Source organism: Micromonospora siamensis (assembly GCF_900090305.1).
GTDB lineage: Bacteria > Actinomycetota > Actinomycetes > Mycobacteriales > Micromonosporaceae > Micromonospora > Micromonospora siamensis.
Genome location: NZ_LT607751.1, coordinates 790,363 through 805,758, shown reverse-complemented (window position 1 = coordinate 805,758; position 15,396 = coordinate 790,363). Strand labels below are relative to the sequence as shown.

Genomic DNA, 15,396 nt, shown 5'->3' with positions numbered 1-15,396 from the left:
TGCAGGAAGGGCCCCCTCCCGACAGCGCGGGGCAGAAGCATGAGGGCATGGGGGACGTGCTCGACCTGCTGCACCAGACGGTGACGTCGCCGTGGGTGTACCTGGTGATCATCGTGGTCACCGCGGTCGACGCGTTCTTCCCCGCCGTACCCGGGGAGACCGTGGTGATCACCGCCGCGGTCTTCGCCGCGGGCGGCGAGCCGCACCTGGCCGGGGTGATCGTCGCGGCGGCGGTCGGCGCGCTGCTCGGCGACCACGTCTCCTACGGCATCGGCCGGGGCGGCGGGGCGCACCGGCTGGCCCGGCTGCCGGCGGACAGCCGGCGCCGGTCGGGCTCGGAGTGGGCCCGCCGGGCCGTGGACCGGCGCGGCGGGATGATCCTGACCACCGCCCGGTACGTCCCCGGCGGCCGGACCGCGGTCACCCTGACCATGGGCGCGGTCCGCTATCCGCTGCGCTCCTTCCTCGGGTACGACGTGCTCGCCTGCGGGACGTGGGCGCTCTACTGCGGGCTGCTCGGCTACTTCGGCGGGCTGGCCTTCGAACGGGATCCGGTGAAGGGGCTCCTCGTCGGCGTCGGCCTGTCGTTGGCCGTCTCCGGTCTCTTCGAGGCGGCCCGCTGGGCCCGCCGCCGGGCCAGGGCCCGCGCCGCCCTGCGTCGCTGAGCGGGTCTAGGCGTGGGGTGGCCGCCAGGTGGCGCCGCGCAGGAGCTGGCCGGCACCGAGCCAGGCGGCGTTCATCATCCGGGTGGCGGTCTTCTCCGGATCGGCCTCGGGGTGGTCGGCGAGCCAGTCGGCGAGCGACTCCGAGGCGCCCACCAGCGCGTACGCGACGACCTCCAGCTCGGTCTCGCCCACCTCGCGCCCCTCGGCGCGCAACGCGTGGCCGAGCATCCCGGCGACCACCTCGACCAGCCGGGCGCGCATGGCGGCCAGCTCACCGGCGAACGGTTGGGAGCCGCGGGCCTGCCGGTAGAGCACCGCCCAGCCGTCCCGGTGGGCGCCGACGAAGCTGAAGAATGCGCGCAGCCCCCGCCAGAGCCGGACGTCGGCGGGGAGGTCGGGGGCGGCCGCTCCGGCGATGGCCTCCGTCATCCGGGTGCCCTCGCGGTGCAGGCAGGCGACGAAGAGCTCCTCCTTGGTCCCCAGGTAGGCGTAGACCATGGGTTTGGAGATGCCGGCGTCGTCGGCGATCTCGTCCATGCTGGCGGCGTGGAAGCCGCGACGGGAGAAGACCTTGACCGCCGCGTCGAGCATCTGCTGCTCGCGTACGGCGCGGGGCAGGCGCTTGTAGGCGGGTGCGCTGGACACTCTTGCCAGCATACCTACTCGTGCGTAAGGTTACGCTTCAGTAACCAAATCGCCTCCCCCGGAAGGTGTCTCCCCCATGACTGACTTCGACCCGGCCAACTTCGCCAACGTCGGGCCCAAGGAGTTCGCCCAGCTGGTCAAGTCCACCCCGGACGACAAGATCGCCCAGGTGATGTCCGGCGACCAGCGCGGCAAGATCCTCAGCGAGGTCTTCAGCCGGATGCCGTCGCTGTTCCGCCCGGAGAAGGCCGGCAACACCAACGCGGTGATCCACTGGAACATCACCGGCCGCCCCGACGGTGGCACCGACACCTACGAGGTCGTCGTCGAGAACGGCACCTGCACGGTCAACGAGGGCGCCACCCGCGACCCGAAGCTCAGCCTCACCATGGGCCCGGTCGAGTTCCTGAAGATCGTCTCCGGTGGCGCCAACCCGGTGATGATGTTCATGACCGGCAAGCTGAAGGCCAAGGGCGACCTCGGCCTGGCCGCCAACATCGCGAACCTGTTCGACATCCCCAAGGCCTGACCATGGCCGAGTTCTCGCTCGACCTGAACGAGGAACAGCGGGACCTCCGCGACTGGGTGCACGGCTTCGCCGCCGACGTCGTGCGCCCGGCCGCGGCCGAGTGGGACGCCCGGGAGGAGACTCCCTGGCCGATCGTCCAGGAAGCGGCGAAGGTCGGGCTCTACGGCTTCGAGTTCCTCGCCACCTGCTGGGCCGACCCCACCGGCCTCTCCCTCCCGATCGCCAGCGAGGAGCTCTTCTGGGGCGACGCCGGCATCGGGATGAGCATCTTCGGCACCTCCCTCGCGGTGGCCGCCATCTTCGGCGCCGGCACCCCCGACCAGCTCGTCGAGTGGGTGCCGCAGTGCTTCGGCACGGTGGACGAACCGGCCGTCGCCGCGTTCTGCACCAGCGAACCCGAGGCCGGCTCCGACGTCGGCGCCATGCGCACCCGGGCCCGCTACGACGAGGCCACCGACGAGTGGGTGCTCAGCGGCCAGAAGGCGTACGCCACCAACGGCGGGATCGCCGCCGTGCACGTGGTCACCGCCTCGGTCGACCCGACGCTCGGCTCGCGCGGGCAGGCCGCCTTCGTCGTACCGCCGGGGACGCCGGGGCTCACCGCCACCCGCAAGCTGCGCAAGCTGGGGCTGCGCGCCTCGCACACGGCCGACGTCTTCCTCGACGACGTCCGGGTGCCCGGCCGCTGCCTGCTCGGCGAGAAGGAAGCGCTCGACGAGCGGCTGGCCCGCGCCCGGTCCGGACAGCGGGCCGCCGGACAGGCCGCCATGCGGACCTTCGAGCTCTCCCGGCCGACCGTCGGCGCGCAGGCGCTCGGCGTCGCCCGGGCCGCCTACGAGTACGCCCTGGACTACGCCAAGGAGCGCGTCCAGTTCGGCCGGCCGATCATCACCAACCAGGCGGTCGCCTTCGCGCTGGCCGACATGAAGACGGAGATCGACGCGGCCCGGCTGCTGGTCTGGCGGGCCTCCTGGATGGGGCGCAACAACCGGCCGTTCAGCGCCGGGGAAGGCTCGATGTCCAAGCTGAAGGCCGGCGAGGTGGCCGTGTCGGTCACCGAGAAGGCGGTGCAGCTGCTCGGCGGCGCCGGCTTCCTCCGCGACCACCCGGTGGAACGCTGGTACCGGGATGCCAAGATCTACACCATCTTCGAGGGCACCTCCGAGATCCAGCGGCTGGTCATCTCCCGGGCCATCTCGGGCGTCCAGATCCGCTGACCCGCCATCCCGGTCGGCCGGCCCGGCGGCGGTCGGACCGACCGGCGTCGGCTTCCCGCGGCCCGACCCACCCATCTCACCTCTGGGTCACCTCTGCCACGACGGAGGGTGACCAACGACGTGGGACGGCCCACGGCGCCCTGCGCCCCCGCGCCGCCAGCGGGCATGATCGGAAGACGACGCCCCTGGAGGGCCCCGGCCGGGCCTTCCCGCACCCCTGAGGAGGCTCACGGCCATGGACCTGCCGTTCGTCGTCGCCACCTTGACGCGTCGCGGGCTGCTCACCCCCGGCCGACCCATCCGGGTCGCCTCCCAGCTCGGCGCGCTGCGCAAGTGGGGCTGGAGTCTCGCCGGCGAACTGCGCCAGGCCGCCGCCCGCGACCCCGGCCGGCCCGCCGTCATCGACGAGCACGGCGCCGAACTGACCTACCAGGAGCTGCTCGACCGCTCCGAGCGGGTGGCCCGGTCACTGCGGGCCGGGCTCGGCGTACAGGCCGGCGACCGGATCGGGGTGCTCTGCCGCAACCACCACGGGCTGATCGAGACGGTGGTGGCGGCCACCCTGCTCGGCGCGGACGCGGTGCTGGTCAACACCGGGCTCTCCGCGGCGCAGCTGGCCACCGTCGCCGAGGAACAGGCGCTGCGGGTGCTGGTGCACGACGACGACTTCACCGAGCGGCTGCTCGGGCTCCCCGCCGAACTGCCCCGCATCGACGAGCGCGGCCTGGCCGAGCTGGTGACCGCCGCGCCCCCCGGTGAGCTGCAACCGCCGGACCGGGACGGGCGGACCATCGTGCTCACCTCCGGCACCACCGGCACGCCCAAGGGCGCCCGCCGGCCCACCCCCAACGGCTTCGGCCCGCTGGTCTCCATCATCGACCGGATCCCGCTGCACGCCCGGGACCGGGTGATGATCGCCGCGCCGCTCTTCCACACCTGGGGGTACGCCGCCCTCCAGGTCTCCTTCGCGCTGCGGGCCACCATCGTGCTGCACCGCCGCTTCGACCCGGGCGCCACCCTCACCGCGCTCGGCAACCAGGGTTGCGACGCGCTCTTCGCCGTACCGGTGATGCTGCAACGACTGCTGGAGGTGCCGATCCCGGAGCCCCGGCCGACACTCAAGGTGGTGGCGGTCAGCGGTTCCGCGCTGCCCGGCGGGCTGGCCCACCGGTTCATGAACGCCTTCGGCGACGTCCTCTACAACCTGTACGGCTCCACCGAGGTCTCCTGGGCCTCCATCGCCGCCCCGCCCGACCTGCGGCAGGCGCCCACCACCGCCGGCCGGCCACCGCACGGCACCCGGCTGGCGATCCTCGACGAGACCGGCGCGCCGGTGCCGGACGGGCGGGTCGGGCGGATCCTGGTCGGCAACGAGATGCTCTTCGAGGGCTACACCTCCGGCGTACGCCGGGAGACCCACGACGGCCTGCTCGACACCGGTGACCTGGGCCGGATCAACGCCGACGGGCTGCTCTTCGTCGACGGGCGGGCCGACGACATGATCGTCTCGGGCGGGGAGAACGTCTTCCCGTCCGAGGTGGAGGACCTGATCGCCCAGCTTCCCCAGGTACGCGAGGCGGCCGTGATCGGGGTCCCCGACGACGAGTACGGCCAGCGGCTGGCCGCGTTCCTCGCCCTGCACCCCGGCGAGACGCTCGACCCCGAGGCGGTCCGCGAGTACGTGCGCCACTACCTGGCCCGGTTCTCCGTACCCCGGGACGTGGTCTTCGTGAAGTACCTGCCGCGCAATGCCACCGGCAAGGTCCTCGCCCGGGAGCTGCGCCGCTACTACGGCTGACCGGCAGGACTATCCACTTTGGTGGATTCTGGCTAGGGTCGATCGACGATGAGGCCTGAAGCCGGGAACACCATGACCACTGACGGGACGCGTCGCCGCACCCCGCTCGTGCTGCTCGAGGCGGCCACCCTGCTCTCCGGGGCGGGCAACGGGGTGGCCACCGTGGCGCTGCCCTGGCTGGTGCTGGAACGCACCGGCAGCGCCACCGCCGCGGGCGTCGTGGCCGCCGCCACGGCGCTGCCCCTGCTGGTCTCCAGTCTCTTCTCCGGCACCGTCGTCGACCTGATCGGCCGGCGGCGTACGGCGGTGGTGTCCGACGCGCTCTCCGCCGTCTCGGTCGCGCTGATCCCGGTGGTGGACGCCCTGCTGGGGCTGAACATCGGCTGGGTCGTCGTGCTGGCCGCCCTCGGCGCCGTATTCGACCCCGCCGGCCTGGCCGCGCGGGAGACGATGCTCCCCGCCGCCGCGCACGCCGCCGGCTGGCGCCTCGAACAGGCCAACGGGGTGCACAAGGCGGTCTGGGGCCTGGCGTTCCTCTTCGGGCCCGGCGTCGGTGGCGTGCTCATCGCCGCCGTCGGCCCCGGCAATACGCTCTGGGTCACCGCCGCCGGCTTCGCCATCGCGGTGCTGCTCATCGCGGCCGTCCGGCTGCCCGGCGCCGGCCGCCCCGAGAAGCCGCCGGCCGGGCTCTGGACGGGCACCGTGGAGGGCCTGCGGTTCGTCTGGCGGGACCCGCTGCTACGCGCCATCGCGCTGATCATGATGGTGCTGGTGGCGCTCTACCTGCCCGTCGAGGGGGTGCTCCTGCCGGCCTGGTTCGTCGAGCAGAGCCAGCCGGCGCGGCTGGGCTCGATCCTGATGACCATGAGCGTCGGCACCGTGGTCGGCTCGCTCGCCTCCAGCGTGGCCGGGCGGCTGATCCGCCGCCGTACCCTCCTCGCGGTGGCGCTGGTGGCCACCGGCGGCGCGCTGCTCGGCCTGGCGTTCCTGCCGCCGTACCCGGCCATGATCGCCTGCGCGGCGCTGGTCGGGATCGCGTACGGGCCGGTCGGGCCGCTCTCCAACTACGCCATGCAGACCCGCACCCCGGAGCGGCTGCGCGGCCGGGTGGTCGGGGTGGTGACCTCCTTCGCGTACGCGGCCGGGCCGGCCGGCTACCTGCTCGCCGGGCCGCTCGTCGAGGCGCTGGGCATCCGGACGGCGTTCCTGTGGCTGGCCGGTTCGGTGCTGGCCGCCGCCGTGGTCGCCGCACTGCTGCCGGTGCTGCGTGAGCTGGACTCCGAGCCGCTGTATCCGCCGGCGCCGCCCGGTGAGACGGCCGAACCGGAGCTGCCGGTGAGCGAGCAGTCGATCCCCACCGGGCCCCGCGACCCCGCCGAGCAGCGGTAGCGGCTCAGCGGTAGCGGCTCAGCGGGGGACGGTGATCCGGCCCTCGATCGCGGCGGCGGCGATGTCGGTGCGGTGGTGCGAACCGGCCAGCTCGATGCCGCGTACCAGGTCGTAGGCGGCGTCCCGCGCGGCGGTCAGGTCGGCGCCGGTGGCCGTACCGCAGAGGACCCGGCCCCCGGCGGAGCGCAACGTGCCGTCGGGGTCGCGGCGGGTGCCCGCGTGGATGACGCCCGGGCGCTCGGCGCCGGTGATCGGGTCGCCGGTGCGCGGCGCCGCCGGGTAGTCCTCGGCGGCGACCACCACGGTCACCGCCGCACCGTCCCGCCACCGCAGCGGCGGATGCCCGGCCAGCGTGCCGGTCGCCGCCGCGTGCAGCAGCCCGGCCAGCGGCGTCTCCAGCAACGCGAGTACGACCTGGGTCTCCGGGTCGCCGAAGCGGGCGTTGAACTCGATCACCCGAGGTCCGGCGGCTGTGATGGCCAGGCCGACGTAGAGCAGGCCGGCGAACGGGGTGCCCCGGCGGCGCATCTCGGCCAGGGTGGGGTGCACGACGTCCCGCATCACCTCGTCGACCAGGCCGGACGGCGCCCACGGCAGCGGCGCGTACGCCCCCATGCCGCCGGTGTTCGGGCCGGTGTCGCCGTCACCGACCCGCTTGAAGTCCTGCGCCGGCAGCAGCGGCACGGCCGCCTCGCTGTCGGTGACCACGAAGAGCGACACCTCGGGGCCGGCGAGGTACTCCTCGACCACCACCCGGCCGCACTCGGCGGCGTGCTCCAGCGCCCGGGCCCGGTCGTCGGTCACCACGACACCCTTGCCGGCGGCGAGGCCGTCGTTCTTCACCACGTACGGCGCGCCGAACTCGTCCAGCGCCCGGGCGGTGCTCTCCGCGTCGGTGCAGGTGTACGCGCGGGCGGTCGGCACACCGGCGGCGGTCATCACGTCCTTGGCGAACGTCTTGGACCCCTCCAGCCGGGCCGCCTCGGCGGACGGCCCGAACACGGCGATCCCCTTGGCGCGGACCGCGTCGGCGGCCCCCGCCACCAGCGGCCCCTCCGGCCCGACCACCACCAGGTCCGCGCCGACCTCCACGGCGAGTGCCGCAACGGACGCCGGATCGGCCGCGTCGACGGGCCGCACCTGCGCCACGGAGGCGATCCCCGGATTACCGGGAGCCGCGATCAACGCCTCAACGGCCTCGTCGGAAGCCAACCCGAGCGCGAGCGCATGCTCCCGCCCACCACCACCCACCAAAAGAACCCGCACGACCCCGCATCCTACTGACCCCCACCCCCACCCCGTTGATCAAGGAGTTTGCGTCTCATTTTCGGCCGGATCACGACCAGAACCTCTTGATCAACCGGGCGGAGCCGGGGGGTGGGGGGTTAGGGGGTTCGTAGGGCGCGCTTGACGGTTTCTGGGATGTAGTCGGGGCGGAGGGTGTCGGCCCAGGTGAAGCGGAGGACCTTCCAGCCGGCGTTGACCAGGCGGTTCTGTCTCATCCGGTCCTCGAAGACCGCCTGCGGCGTGCGGTGGGGCCCTTGGCCGTCGGCCTCGGCGAGCACCCGAGCGGACCGCCAGCCAAGATCGCCGACTCCGAGGAGGTAGCCGTCCTCGTCCCGGACCTCCACCTGAAGATCCTCGGGCGGCACACCGCCGTCCACGCAGCGAAGTCGAGACCTGGTCTCCAGCGGGGATTGCGCCCGTCCGTCCACCTCGACCAGACACTTCCTGGCGGCGACCGCACCCCGGCGTCGGGCGATCCGCTCCGGAAGTGCGGCCAGATCCTCCGGCGTGAGCAGCCGCCGGTTCATCGCGGAGTCCAGCACGCAGACCGCGGCGTACCGGTCGACCCGAAGGATCACGTCGGCCGCCGTGCGCGCCGGTGTGGTCGCCGGTACGCCGGCCACGGTGCACACGTCCGCCGCGCCCAGGGTCAACTGGTGCACCACCAGATCGGGGTCACCGAGACGCTGCGGACGTGGACTGTCCACAGGGACCGAGACGTGGATGGCCGACGTCAATCGCAACCCCTGCATCCGGTGCAACTCGGCGGCAGTGTCCAGAACCGCCACCGCCGAGGGCCCCAGGCTGGCCACCGCAGCGACGATCCGAGCCCGCCTCATCCGGGCGACGTCATCGCCGGGAGCCGCTACGAAGCAACCGCGGGCCACCCGGACCCAACGACCGGACCGGTAGAGCGAGCGGATCTGGGCACGGGTCAGACCCGCAGCCAGCGCCTCCCCCGCCGTGACCACCCCACCGCTTGGCACCAAGGCCCGCGCCAGGTCCTGCAGTTCACCCACCAGCCCACCCTGGCGGAGAACCCGACCCCTGCTCCACCCCTGTGGAAAACCCCGCCCTCCCTGTGGACAACTCCACCCCGGCCCCACTGAGAGCAGCGGTCGATCAAGAAGTTCTGGTCAGGATTCGGCGTCATTCCCGACCAAAACTTCTTGATCAACGAGGCTGGGGGTAGGGGTGGGGGTGGGGGTTAGGGGAGGAGGGGGTGGCGGAGGACGTTTTCTTCTCGGCCGGGGCCCACGCCCACCACGCTCACGCGGGTGCCGACGAGTTCTTCGATCCTGGCGATGTAGCGTCTGGCGTTCTCGGGGAGCTCGTCCTCGGTCCTCGCCTTGGTGATGTCTTCCCACCAGCCGTCGAGCTCTTCGTAGATCGGCTTGGCGTGGTGGAAGTCGGTCTGGGTCATCGGCATGTCGTCGAAGCGCTCGCCGTTGATCTCGTAGCCGACGCAGATCGGGACCTTCGGCAGGCCGGTGAGGACGTCCAGCTTGGTGACCACCAGGTCGGTGACGCCGTTGAGGCGGCAGGCGTACCGGGCGACGACGGCGTCGAACCAGCCGGCCCGGCGCTCCCGGCCGGTGGTGGTGCCGTACTCGTGGCCGATCTTGACCAGGTGCCGGCCGTTGTCGTCGAAGAGCTCGGTCGGGAACGGACCCGCGCCCACCCGGGTGGTGTACGCCTTGCTCACCGCGATGACCTTGGTGATCGCGGTCGGCGGGATGCCCGCGCCCACGCACGCCCCGCCTGCCGTCGGGTTCGACGAGGTGACGAAGGGGTACGTGCCGTGGTCCATGTCGAGCATGGTGGCCTGGGCGCCCTCCAGCAGCACCGTCTCGCCGCGGTCCAGCGCGTCCCAGAGCATGACCCGGGTCTCGGCGATGTACGGCCGCAGCCGCTCGGCGTACCGCAGGTACTCCTCGACGGTCTCCTCGACGTCGATCGCCTTGCGGTTGTAGATCTTGAACAGCAGCTGGTTCTTCTCGCGGAGCGCCAGCTCCAGCTTCTTGCGCAGGATGCCCGGGTCGAGCAGGTCCTGGAGCCGGATGCCCATCCGGGCGACCTTGTCGCCGTACGCGGGACCGATGCCCCGGCCGGTGGTGCCGATCCGGGAGCTGCCCAGGTAGCGCTCGACCACCCGGTCCAGCGCCCGGTGGTGCGGCATGATCAGGTGCGCGTCGCCGGAGATGCGCAGCCGGGAGACGTCGACGCCGCGCTCGGCGAGGCCGTCGATCTCCTCCAGCAGCACCTTCGGGTCGACCACCACGCCGTTACCGATGACGATCATCGCGCTCGGGGAGAGCGCGCCCGACGGCATCAGGTGCAGCGCGTACTTCTGCCCGTCGGGGGTGATCACGGTGTGCCCGGCGTTGTTGCCGCCGGAGTAGCGCACGACGTAGTCGACCCGCCCACCCAGCAGGTCGGTAACCTTGCCCTTGCCCTCGTCGCCCCACTGGGCACCGAGCAGCACGATCGCTGGCATCTTCTCGCCTCCAGAAGGCTCGGGTGCCAGGTGGCGACCGGTCAGCGAGCCCGGGGTGTCAGGCTAACAAGTAGTGACGGCGGGACCGGCAGGGGTTCGTCGAGAAGCAGGAGGCTCCTTCGTGTACGACGTGGTGCTGCTCACCCTCGGCTCGGAGCGGGACGCTCCCGGCGGCGGTTGCGGCAGCGGCGGAGCCTGCTGCGGTGGCGCCGACGGGACCAACCCGAACACCGAAGACGAGGCCGCCCCGAAGACCACCGACGAGCGCTGTGAGACCCCGCGCGTACCGGTGCTGGCCTGCGCGGATGCGCTGACCGCCCGGGGTGCCCGGGTGGAGACGGTGACCGCCCGCTCCGATGCCGAGGTCGACGAGGTGCTGGCCCGGCTGGACGGGCCGCCGCGCCCGGACGGTCTCCCCTGGCCCGACCCGGATTCCAAGACCCGGCTGGTCGTCGCCACGGCCAGTGACGCGCAGCTACGGGCCGTGGTGCGCCGGCTGGTCCGCCGGTACGCCCCGCCGCCCAGCCGCCGTCCCGCCGACCTGCCCGGCAACCGAACCGTGCCGGACCTGCCGCCGGTGGGCGTGCTCCCGCTCGATCCGGCGCGGGGCGGCACGCAGCGCGACCTGGCCGCGCAGCTCGGCCTGCCCCGGGATCCGGCGGCGGTGGCCGCCGCGGTGCTGGACGGCGCCCCGCGCCGGCTGGACCTGCTGCGCAACGACGGCGGCTCGGTGACCCTGGACGGCGCCCTGCTCGGCGCCGCCGACGACGCCGGTCGGCCGCTGCACTGGCGCGGCCGGGTCGAGGTGGACGACGCGGTGCTCTCGCACGGCGAGGACCCGATCCTGGCCTGCGCGGTCGGCAACGCCGGCGGGTACGCCGTCCTGGACGGCCTGCCGCTGCTCACCGCGCCCGACCCGGCCGACGGCCTCGTCGAGGTGGCGGTGGCCGTGCCCGTGGTCACCCGCTCGGCGTTGGGCAGGAAGAAGGTCCGGTTCGAGGTACGCCGGGCCCGCGGCCGGGCCGTCGCCGTCGTCCCGCGGGACGAGAAGGTGCCCTACCTCGACGACGGCGTCGAGGGTGAGCTGAGCCGGAAGCGGTCGTGGTGGATCGAGCCCGGCGCCTGGGCGGTCTGGACGGCCTGACCCAGCGTCGCGGTCCCGTCACCGTCCACCGCCGGATCGGACGGCCTATCCTCGGGCGGGAGGAATGGGGAGGAACCGTGGTGGACGACAACGCGGACCGGGTCCACGGGCCGGGTCAGCAGGGGGTGCCGGAACGGGACGTCGAGCCGCTCTGGCCCCCGGAACCTGACCCTGCTGACGCCCTCGCGGCGCAGCCGTGGGCGATGACCACCCAGCCCGCGCTCGGCCCACCTGCGCCGGCGGTGCCCACCCCCCGGGTCGGCCCACCGGGGCCCGCGCCGGTCGACCTCGACCAGCCGTTCACCCTGGACCAGCCGCTGCCCACGCCGCCCCGGCCCGGGCCCGGGGCACCGGCCTGGCCGGTCGTGGCCGAGTCCCCGGCGCCGCCCCGGGCTGCCGGCGCACCCGCCCAGAACCCGCCGGAGACGCCACCCCCGGCCCCGGTCACCCCGGCTCCCGCCCCGGCCCCGGCCCCGGCCCCGGCGACGGCCCCGGCGACGGTCGCGGCGACGGCCCCGGCGACGGTCGCGGCGACGGCCCCGGCGACGGCCCCGGCGACTCCGGCCGACGGCCGGTCGGCCGCCGAGGCGCAGCCGGGAGTCGCCGGCGCGACAGCGAACGGCGCGCGGAACGCCGGTGAGTCGCCCTGGGCGCAGCCGCCGCAGCGGGCCACCACCACCGGCGAGCCGGCGGACGGACCGCCGGGCACCGCCGGGCCGCCCGGGGAGGAGCCGGTCCACGGGCCGCAGGCCGCGCCCCCGCACGCCGGCCCCGCCCAGGCCAGGTCGCCGCAACAGCAGCCACCGCATCCGGGCCCGCTCCCCCCGCAGGCCGGGCTGCCGCATCCACAGCTCGCCCCACCCCACCCGCAGGCCGGACCTCCCCAGCACCAGGTCGGGCCGCCGACCCAACAGCCCGGACCTCTCCACCCCCAGGCCGGGCCGCCGCACGAGCAGGCCGGGGCCGCCCAACCCCACGCCGAACCTCTGTACCAGCAGGCTGGAGCCGCCCAGCACCAGCCGGGGCCGCCGCACGAGCAGGCCGGAGCCGCCCAGCAGGCGGCGGGGCAGCCGGAGGCGGCCACTCCGCGGCTCGGGCCGTTCCCGCCGTCGCCGGGCGTCCCCGGCCATCCGCCACCGGCCGTGCCGGGTCCGGCCCCGCAGCCGCAGGCGGGCGGCTGGTATCCGCCGGCCTGGCAGCAGGGCGTACCCGGCGTCTCCCCGGTGCCCCAGCAGCCGTACCAGGAGGCGGACGGGGTGACCCGGGTGCCGCCGGCCCAGCAGGGCTGGACGCCGGAGGCCGGGCCCACCCCGACCGCGGAGGACTTCGCCCGCCGCCGGCAGGCCCGGCCGGTCGACCCGGTCGCCACCATAGGCGTCCGGGCGGTGGTCAACCGGATGGGGCTGCTGCGGCTCGCCCCGGGCCGGCACGAGCAGGAGATCCGCCGGGACATCGAGATGGTGCGCCGCAACTTCGGCGGGCTGCGTCAGGTCACCGTGGTCAACCCCAAGGGCGGCGCCGGCAAGACCGTCGCCATCCTGCTGCTCGCGATGACCTTCGGGCAGAAGCGCGGCGGGTACGTGCTGGCCTGGGACAACAACGAGACCCAGGGCACCCTGGGGATGCGGGCCCAGCAGGACTTCCACTCGCGTACGGTGCGGGACATGCTGCGCGACCTCGGGCAGTTCCAGGGCGCGCACGGCCGGGTCGGGGACCTGTCGCAGTACGTCCGCTCGCAGGGCGAGGGGATGTTCGACGTGCTCGCCTCGGACGAGTCGGCCACCGGCGGCGAGATGCTGACCGCGGCAGCCTTCGCCGAGATCCGGGACGTGGTCAGCCGCTTCTACAAGCTGATCTTCGTGGACACCGGCAACAACGTCCGGGCGCAGAACTGGCAGGCCGCGATGGACGCCACCGACCAGCTGGTGGTCACCATGTCGGCTCGGAACGACTCGGCGGAGACCGCCGCCCGGATGCTCGACCACCTGGAGCAGAGCGGCCGGCAGCGGCTGGTCCGGCAGGCGGTCACCGTGGTGTCGATGCCACCGTCCCGCAAGGAGATCGACCTGCCGGCGATCCAGGCGCACTTCGCCGCCCGGACCCGGGCGGTGCTGCTGGCGCCGTACGAGCGGTTGATCGACACCGGCGAGCCGATCCGGTACGGCCAGCTCTCCTCGGCCACCCGGGACGCCTGGTTGAAGATCGCCGCCTCGGTGGCCGAAGGGCTCTGAACAGCGCCCGGCCGACCCTGCACGGGTCGGCCGGGCGGCGCGGTCGTCAGTTGCCGGCGAGGGCGTCCCCGGCGGCCGGGTCGCAGTCGCGGAGGAACTGGGCGCAGCGGGCCGCCTCGTCGGCCTCGCCGATCTCGCCCGCGGCCCGGGACAGCACGTACAGGCAGCGCAGGAAGCCCTGGTTCGGCACGTGCGACCAGGGCACCGGGCCGTGGCCCTTCCAGCCGCTGCGGCGCAGCTGGTCCAGGCCACGGTGGTAGCCGGTGCGCGCGTAGGCGTACGCCTGGACGACCTGGCCGGCGTCCAGCGCCCGGCTGGCCAGCGCGCCCCAACCGGCGCTGTAGCTCGGGAAACGGGCCGCGACCTCGGCGTACGCCTCGTCGGTGCCCTGTTCGGCGGCGGCCGCGAGGATGGCGTCGGCCTCCTCGTGCGCGGGCAGGAGGGTGGCCGGTGGCTCAGGCAACAGGTTCTGCATCGCCCCATTCAACCCGCTTCGCCCGCCGCCGCGCGAGGGGGTCCGGGGAGCCGGCTGACTGAACGGCTGAGGCGTTGGTCACGCCCGCGGCCCGGCCGACAGGTACCCGCGGCCCATGCCGTGACGGGATGTTTTCCACTACAACTATTGGTCCGGAGCCTCCCCAGGACCCGGTTACGCAGGAGCCCGACGGCCTGGCCGTCGGGCTCCTGTCGTCTCCGGGGGCCGCCCGTCGCCGAAGGTTTGCCGGGTTGCCCGCTCCGGGCAGGATGACCTGGTGCCGACCCCACCTCCCGCAGACGTCATCGCGCCGCACCGACACACCGTCGAAGAGATCGAGACCCGCTCCGCGTTCGACCGGCGGCTGGCCACCGGCAGCCTCGCCGGGGTCACCGTGCAGGGCCTGCGACTGGACCTCGACCCCGTCCCCGACCTGACCGGGACCGAGGTCACCGGCACCCTCTTCGTGGGCTGCCGGTTCGCCGGCCGGGAGGTCGGCGCCGACCTGGTCCGGCGCGGCGCGAACGTGGTGCCGCCCTTCTCCGGCCTGCCCTACCCGACCCAGCCGTCCCACCTCTACAGCGCCGACGACCTGGCCGCCGGGTTCGCCGACGGCGGGTTCGCCGGCATGTACGACACCCGGGTGTACGAGCACTTCCGGGCGCACGGCGGGGCACTGCCCGACGTCCGGGAGGCGCTCGGCCAGCGGCTGCACGACCACGGCGTGGACAACGCCCTGGTCGACGCGACCCGGGCCTGGTTGGACGCGCACGGGCCGCAGTCCGTGGTCGGCGTGATGGGCGGGCACGCGGTGCCGCGCGGCAGCGCCGCGTACCGGATGGCGGCCGTGCTGGGTTGGGAGCTGGCCCGGGCCGACCGGCTGGTGGTGACCGGCGGCGGGCCCGGTGTGATGGAGGCGGCCAACCTGGGCGCGTTCCTCTCCGCCTGGCCGGCCGACGAGTTGACCGCGGCGATCGACCTGCTCGCCACGGCGCCCGACTTCACCGACCACGACCGCTACACCGAGGTCGCGCTGCGGGTCCGCACCCGGTACGCGGCCGGCCCGTCCCTGCCAGCGCAGCGTCCCGCCCCCGCCGACACCGGCTGGGCCCGCTCGGGCGGGCTGGCCATCCCCACCTGGCTGTACGGGCACGAGCCGGCGAACCTGTTCGCCGGCCGGATCGCGAAGTACTTCTCCAACGCGATCCGGGAGGACACCATCCTTCGGCTGGCCCGGGGCGGGATCGTCTTCGCCCCGGGGAAGGCCGGCACCGTGCAGGAGGTCTTCCAGGCGGCGACGAAGACCTACTACGGCACGGACGGCGCCAGCGGTGCGTACGTCTTCCTGGACCGGGCGTACTGGACCGACGAGCTGCCGGTGGAGGCGCTGCTGCGGCCGCTGCTCGCCGCCTCGCCGTTCGGGGACCTGTCGGGCACCGTCCTGCTCACCGACGACGTGCGGGAGGCGGTCCGCGTCCTGACCGCGTGAGACGAACGGGCCCCCCGCCGACTGGCGAGG

13 protein-coding genes and 1 pseudogene are annotated in these 15,396 nt (G+C 74.0%); 8 read left to right on the top strand and 6 right to left on the bottom strand.

Features of this window, described 5'->3' with window-relative positions:
• The first annotated feature begins 47 nt into the window (after positions 1-47).
• Positions 48-665: a DedA family protein gene (locus tag GA0074704_RS03730; RefSeq protein ID WP_088969197.1), complete on the top strand. Its 618-nt coding sequence runs from the start codon at positions 48-50 to the stop codon at positions 663-665.
• Positions 666-671: 6 nt separating this feature from the next.
• On the opposite strand, the gene GA0074704_RS03725 is transcribed toward GA0074704_RS03730, so the two are convergent.
• On the bottom strand, positions 672-1,310 hold the full coding sequence (locus GA0074704_RS03725; RefSeq protein ID WP_172880382.1) for a TetR/AcrR family transcriptional regulator: 639 nt from the start codon (positions 1,308-1,310) through the stop codon (positions 672-674).
• Positions 1,311-1,386: 76 nt separating this feature from the next.
• Here GA0074704_RS03725 and GA0074704_RS03720 point away from each other — a divergent pair, with 76 nt between their 5' ends.
• From GA0074704_RS03720 to GA0074704_RS03705, 4 genes are all read left to right on the top strand, one after another.
• On the top strand, positions 1,387-1,839 hold the full coding sequence (locus tag GA0074704_RS03720) for an SCP2 sterol-binding domain-containing protein (RefSeq protein WP_088969195.1): 453 nt from the start codon (positions 1,387-1,389) through the stop codon (positions 1,837-1,839).
• Positions 1,840-1,841: 2 nt separating this feature from the next.
• Positions 1,842-3,056 (top strand): acyl-CoA dehydrogenase family protein, encoded by a 1,215-nt coding sequence (locus GA0074704_RS03715; RefSeq protein ID WP_088969194.1) that lies wholly within the window; start codon positions 1,842-1,844, stop codon positions 3,054-3,056.
• Between the two features lie 235 nt (positions 3,057-3,291).
• Positions 3,292-4,854: an AMP-binding protein gene (locus GA0074704_RS03710; protein ID WP_088969193.1), complete on the top strand. Its 1,563-nt coding sequence runs from the start codon at positions 3,292-3,294 to the stop codon at positions 4,852-4,854.
• A 48-nt stretch (positions 4,855-4,902) separates the two neighbouring features.
• Positions 4,903-6,243, top strand: a complete 1,341-nt coding sequence (locus GA0074704_RS03705) for an MFS transporter (RefSeq protein ID WP_088969192.1) — start codon at positions 4,903-4,905, stop codon at positions 6,241-6,243.
• Between the two features lie 18 nt (positions 6,244-6,261).
• On the opposite strand, the gene purD is transcribed toward GA0074704_RS03705, so the two are convergent.
• The 4 genes and pseudogenes from purD to GA0074704_RS03690 form a co-directional block, all read right to left on the bottom strand.
• On the bottom strand, positions 6,262-7,509 hold the full coding sequence (purD, locus tag GA0074704_RS03700) for a phosphoribosylamine--glycine ligase (protein WP_088969191.1): 1,248 nt from the start codon (positions 7,507-7,509) through the stop codon (positions 6,262-6,264).
• A gap of 119 nt (positions 7,510-7,628) precedes the next feature.
• Positions 7,629-8,237, bottom strand: coding sequence for an endonuclease domain-containing protein (locus GA0074704_RS03695; protein WP_231926869.1), 609 nt, complete (start codon positions 8,235-8,237; stop codon positions 7,629-7,631).
• Between the two features lie 171 nt (positions 8,238-8,408).
• Positions 8,409-8,501 (bottom strand): annotated as a pseudogene (locus tag GA0074704_RS29630) (type IV toxin-antitoxin system AbiEi family antitoxin domain-containing protein); the annotation flags it as partial.
• A 236-nt stretch (positions 8,502-8,737) separates the two neighbouring features.
• Positions 8,738-10,027, bottom strand: coding sequence for an adenylosuccinate synthase (locus GA0074704_RS03690; protein ID WP_088969189.1), 1,290 nt, complete (start codon positions 10,025-10,027; stop codon positions 8,738-8,740).
• Between the two features lie 121 nt (positions 10,028-10,148).
• Between GA0074704_RS03690 and GA0074704_RS03685 the strand changes: the two genes are divergently transcribed.
• Both GA0074704_RS03685 and GA0074704_RS03680 read left to right on the top strand, forming a co-directional pair.
• Positions 10,149-11,171 carry a diacylglycerol kinase family protein gene (locus GA0074704_RS03685; RefSeq protein WP_088969188.1) on the top strand — a complete coding sequence of 341 codons (1,023 nt, stop codon included), beginning with the start codon at positions 10,149-10,151 and terminating at the stop codon, positions 11,169-11,171.
• An 80-nt stretch (positions 11,172-11,251) separates the two neighbouring features.
• Positions 11,252-13,402: a chromosome partitioning protein gene (locus GA0074704_RS03680; protein WP_408632005.1), complete on the top strand. Its 2,151-nt coding sequence runs from the start codon at positions 11,252-11,254 to the stop codon at positions 13,400-13,402.
• Positions 13,403-13,448: 46 nt separating this feature from the next.
• Here the strand turns inward: GA0074704_RS03680 and GA0074704_RS03675 are convergent, their stop codons facing one another.
• The gene (locus tag GA0074704_RS03675; protein WP_088969186.1) at positions 13,449-13,877 is read right to left on the bottom strand and encodes a DUF3151 domain-containing protein; all 429 of its coding nucleotides are present in this window, start codon (positions 13,875-13,877) and stop codon (positions 13,449-13,451) included.
• Positions 13,878-14,154: 277 nt separating this feature from the next.
• On the opposite strand from GA0074704_RS03675, the gene GA0074704_RS03670 reads away from it, so the two are divergent.
• Entirely contained in the window at positions 14,155-15,366 is a 1,212-nt protein-coding gene (locus GA0074704_RS03670; RefSeq protein ID WP_088969185.1) for an LOG family protein, read from the top strand.
• The last annotated feature ends 30 nt before the right edge of the window (positions 15,367-15,396 follow it).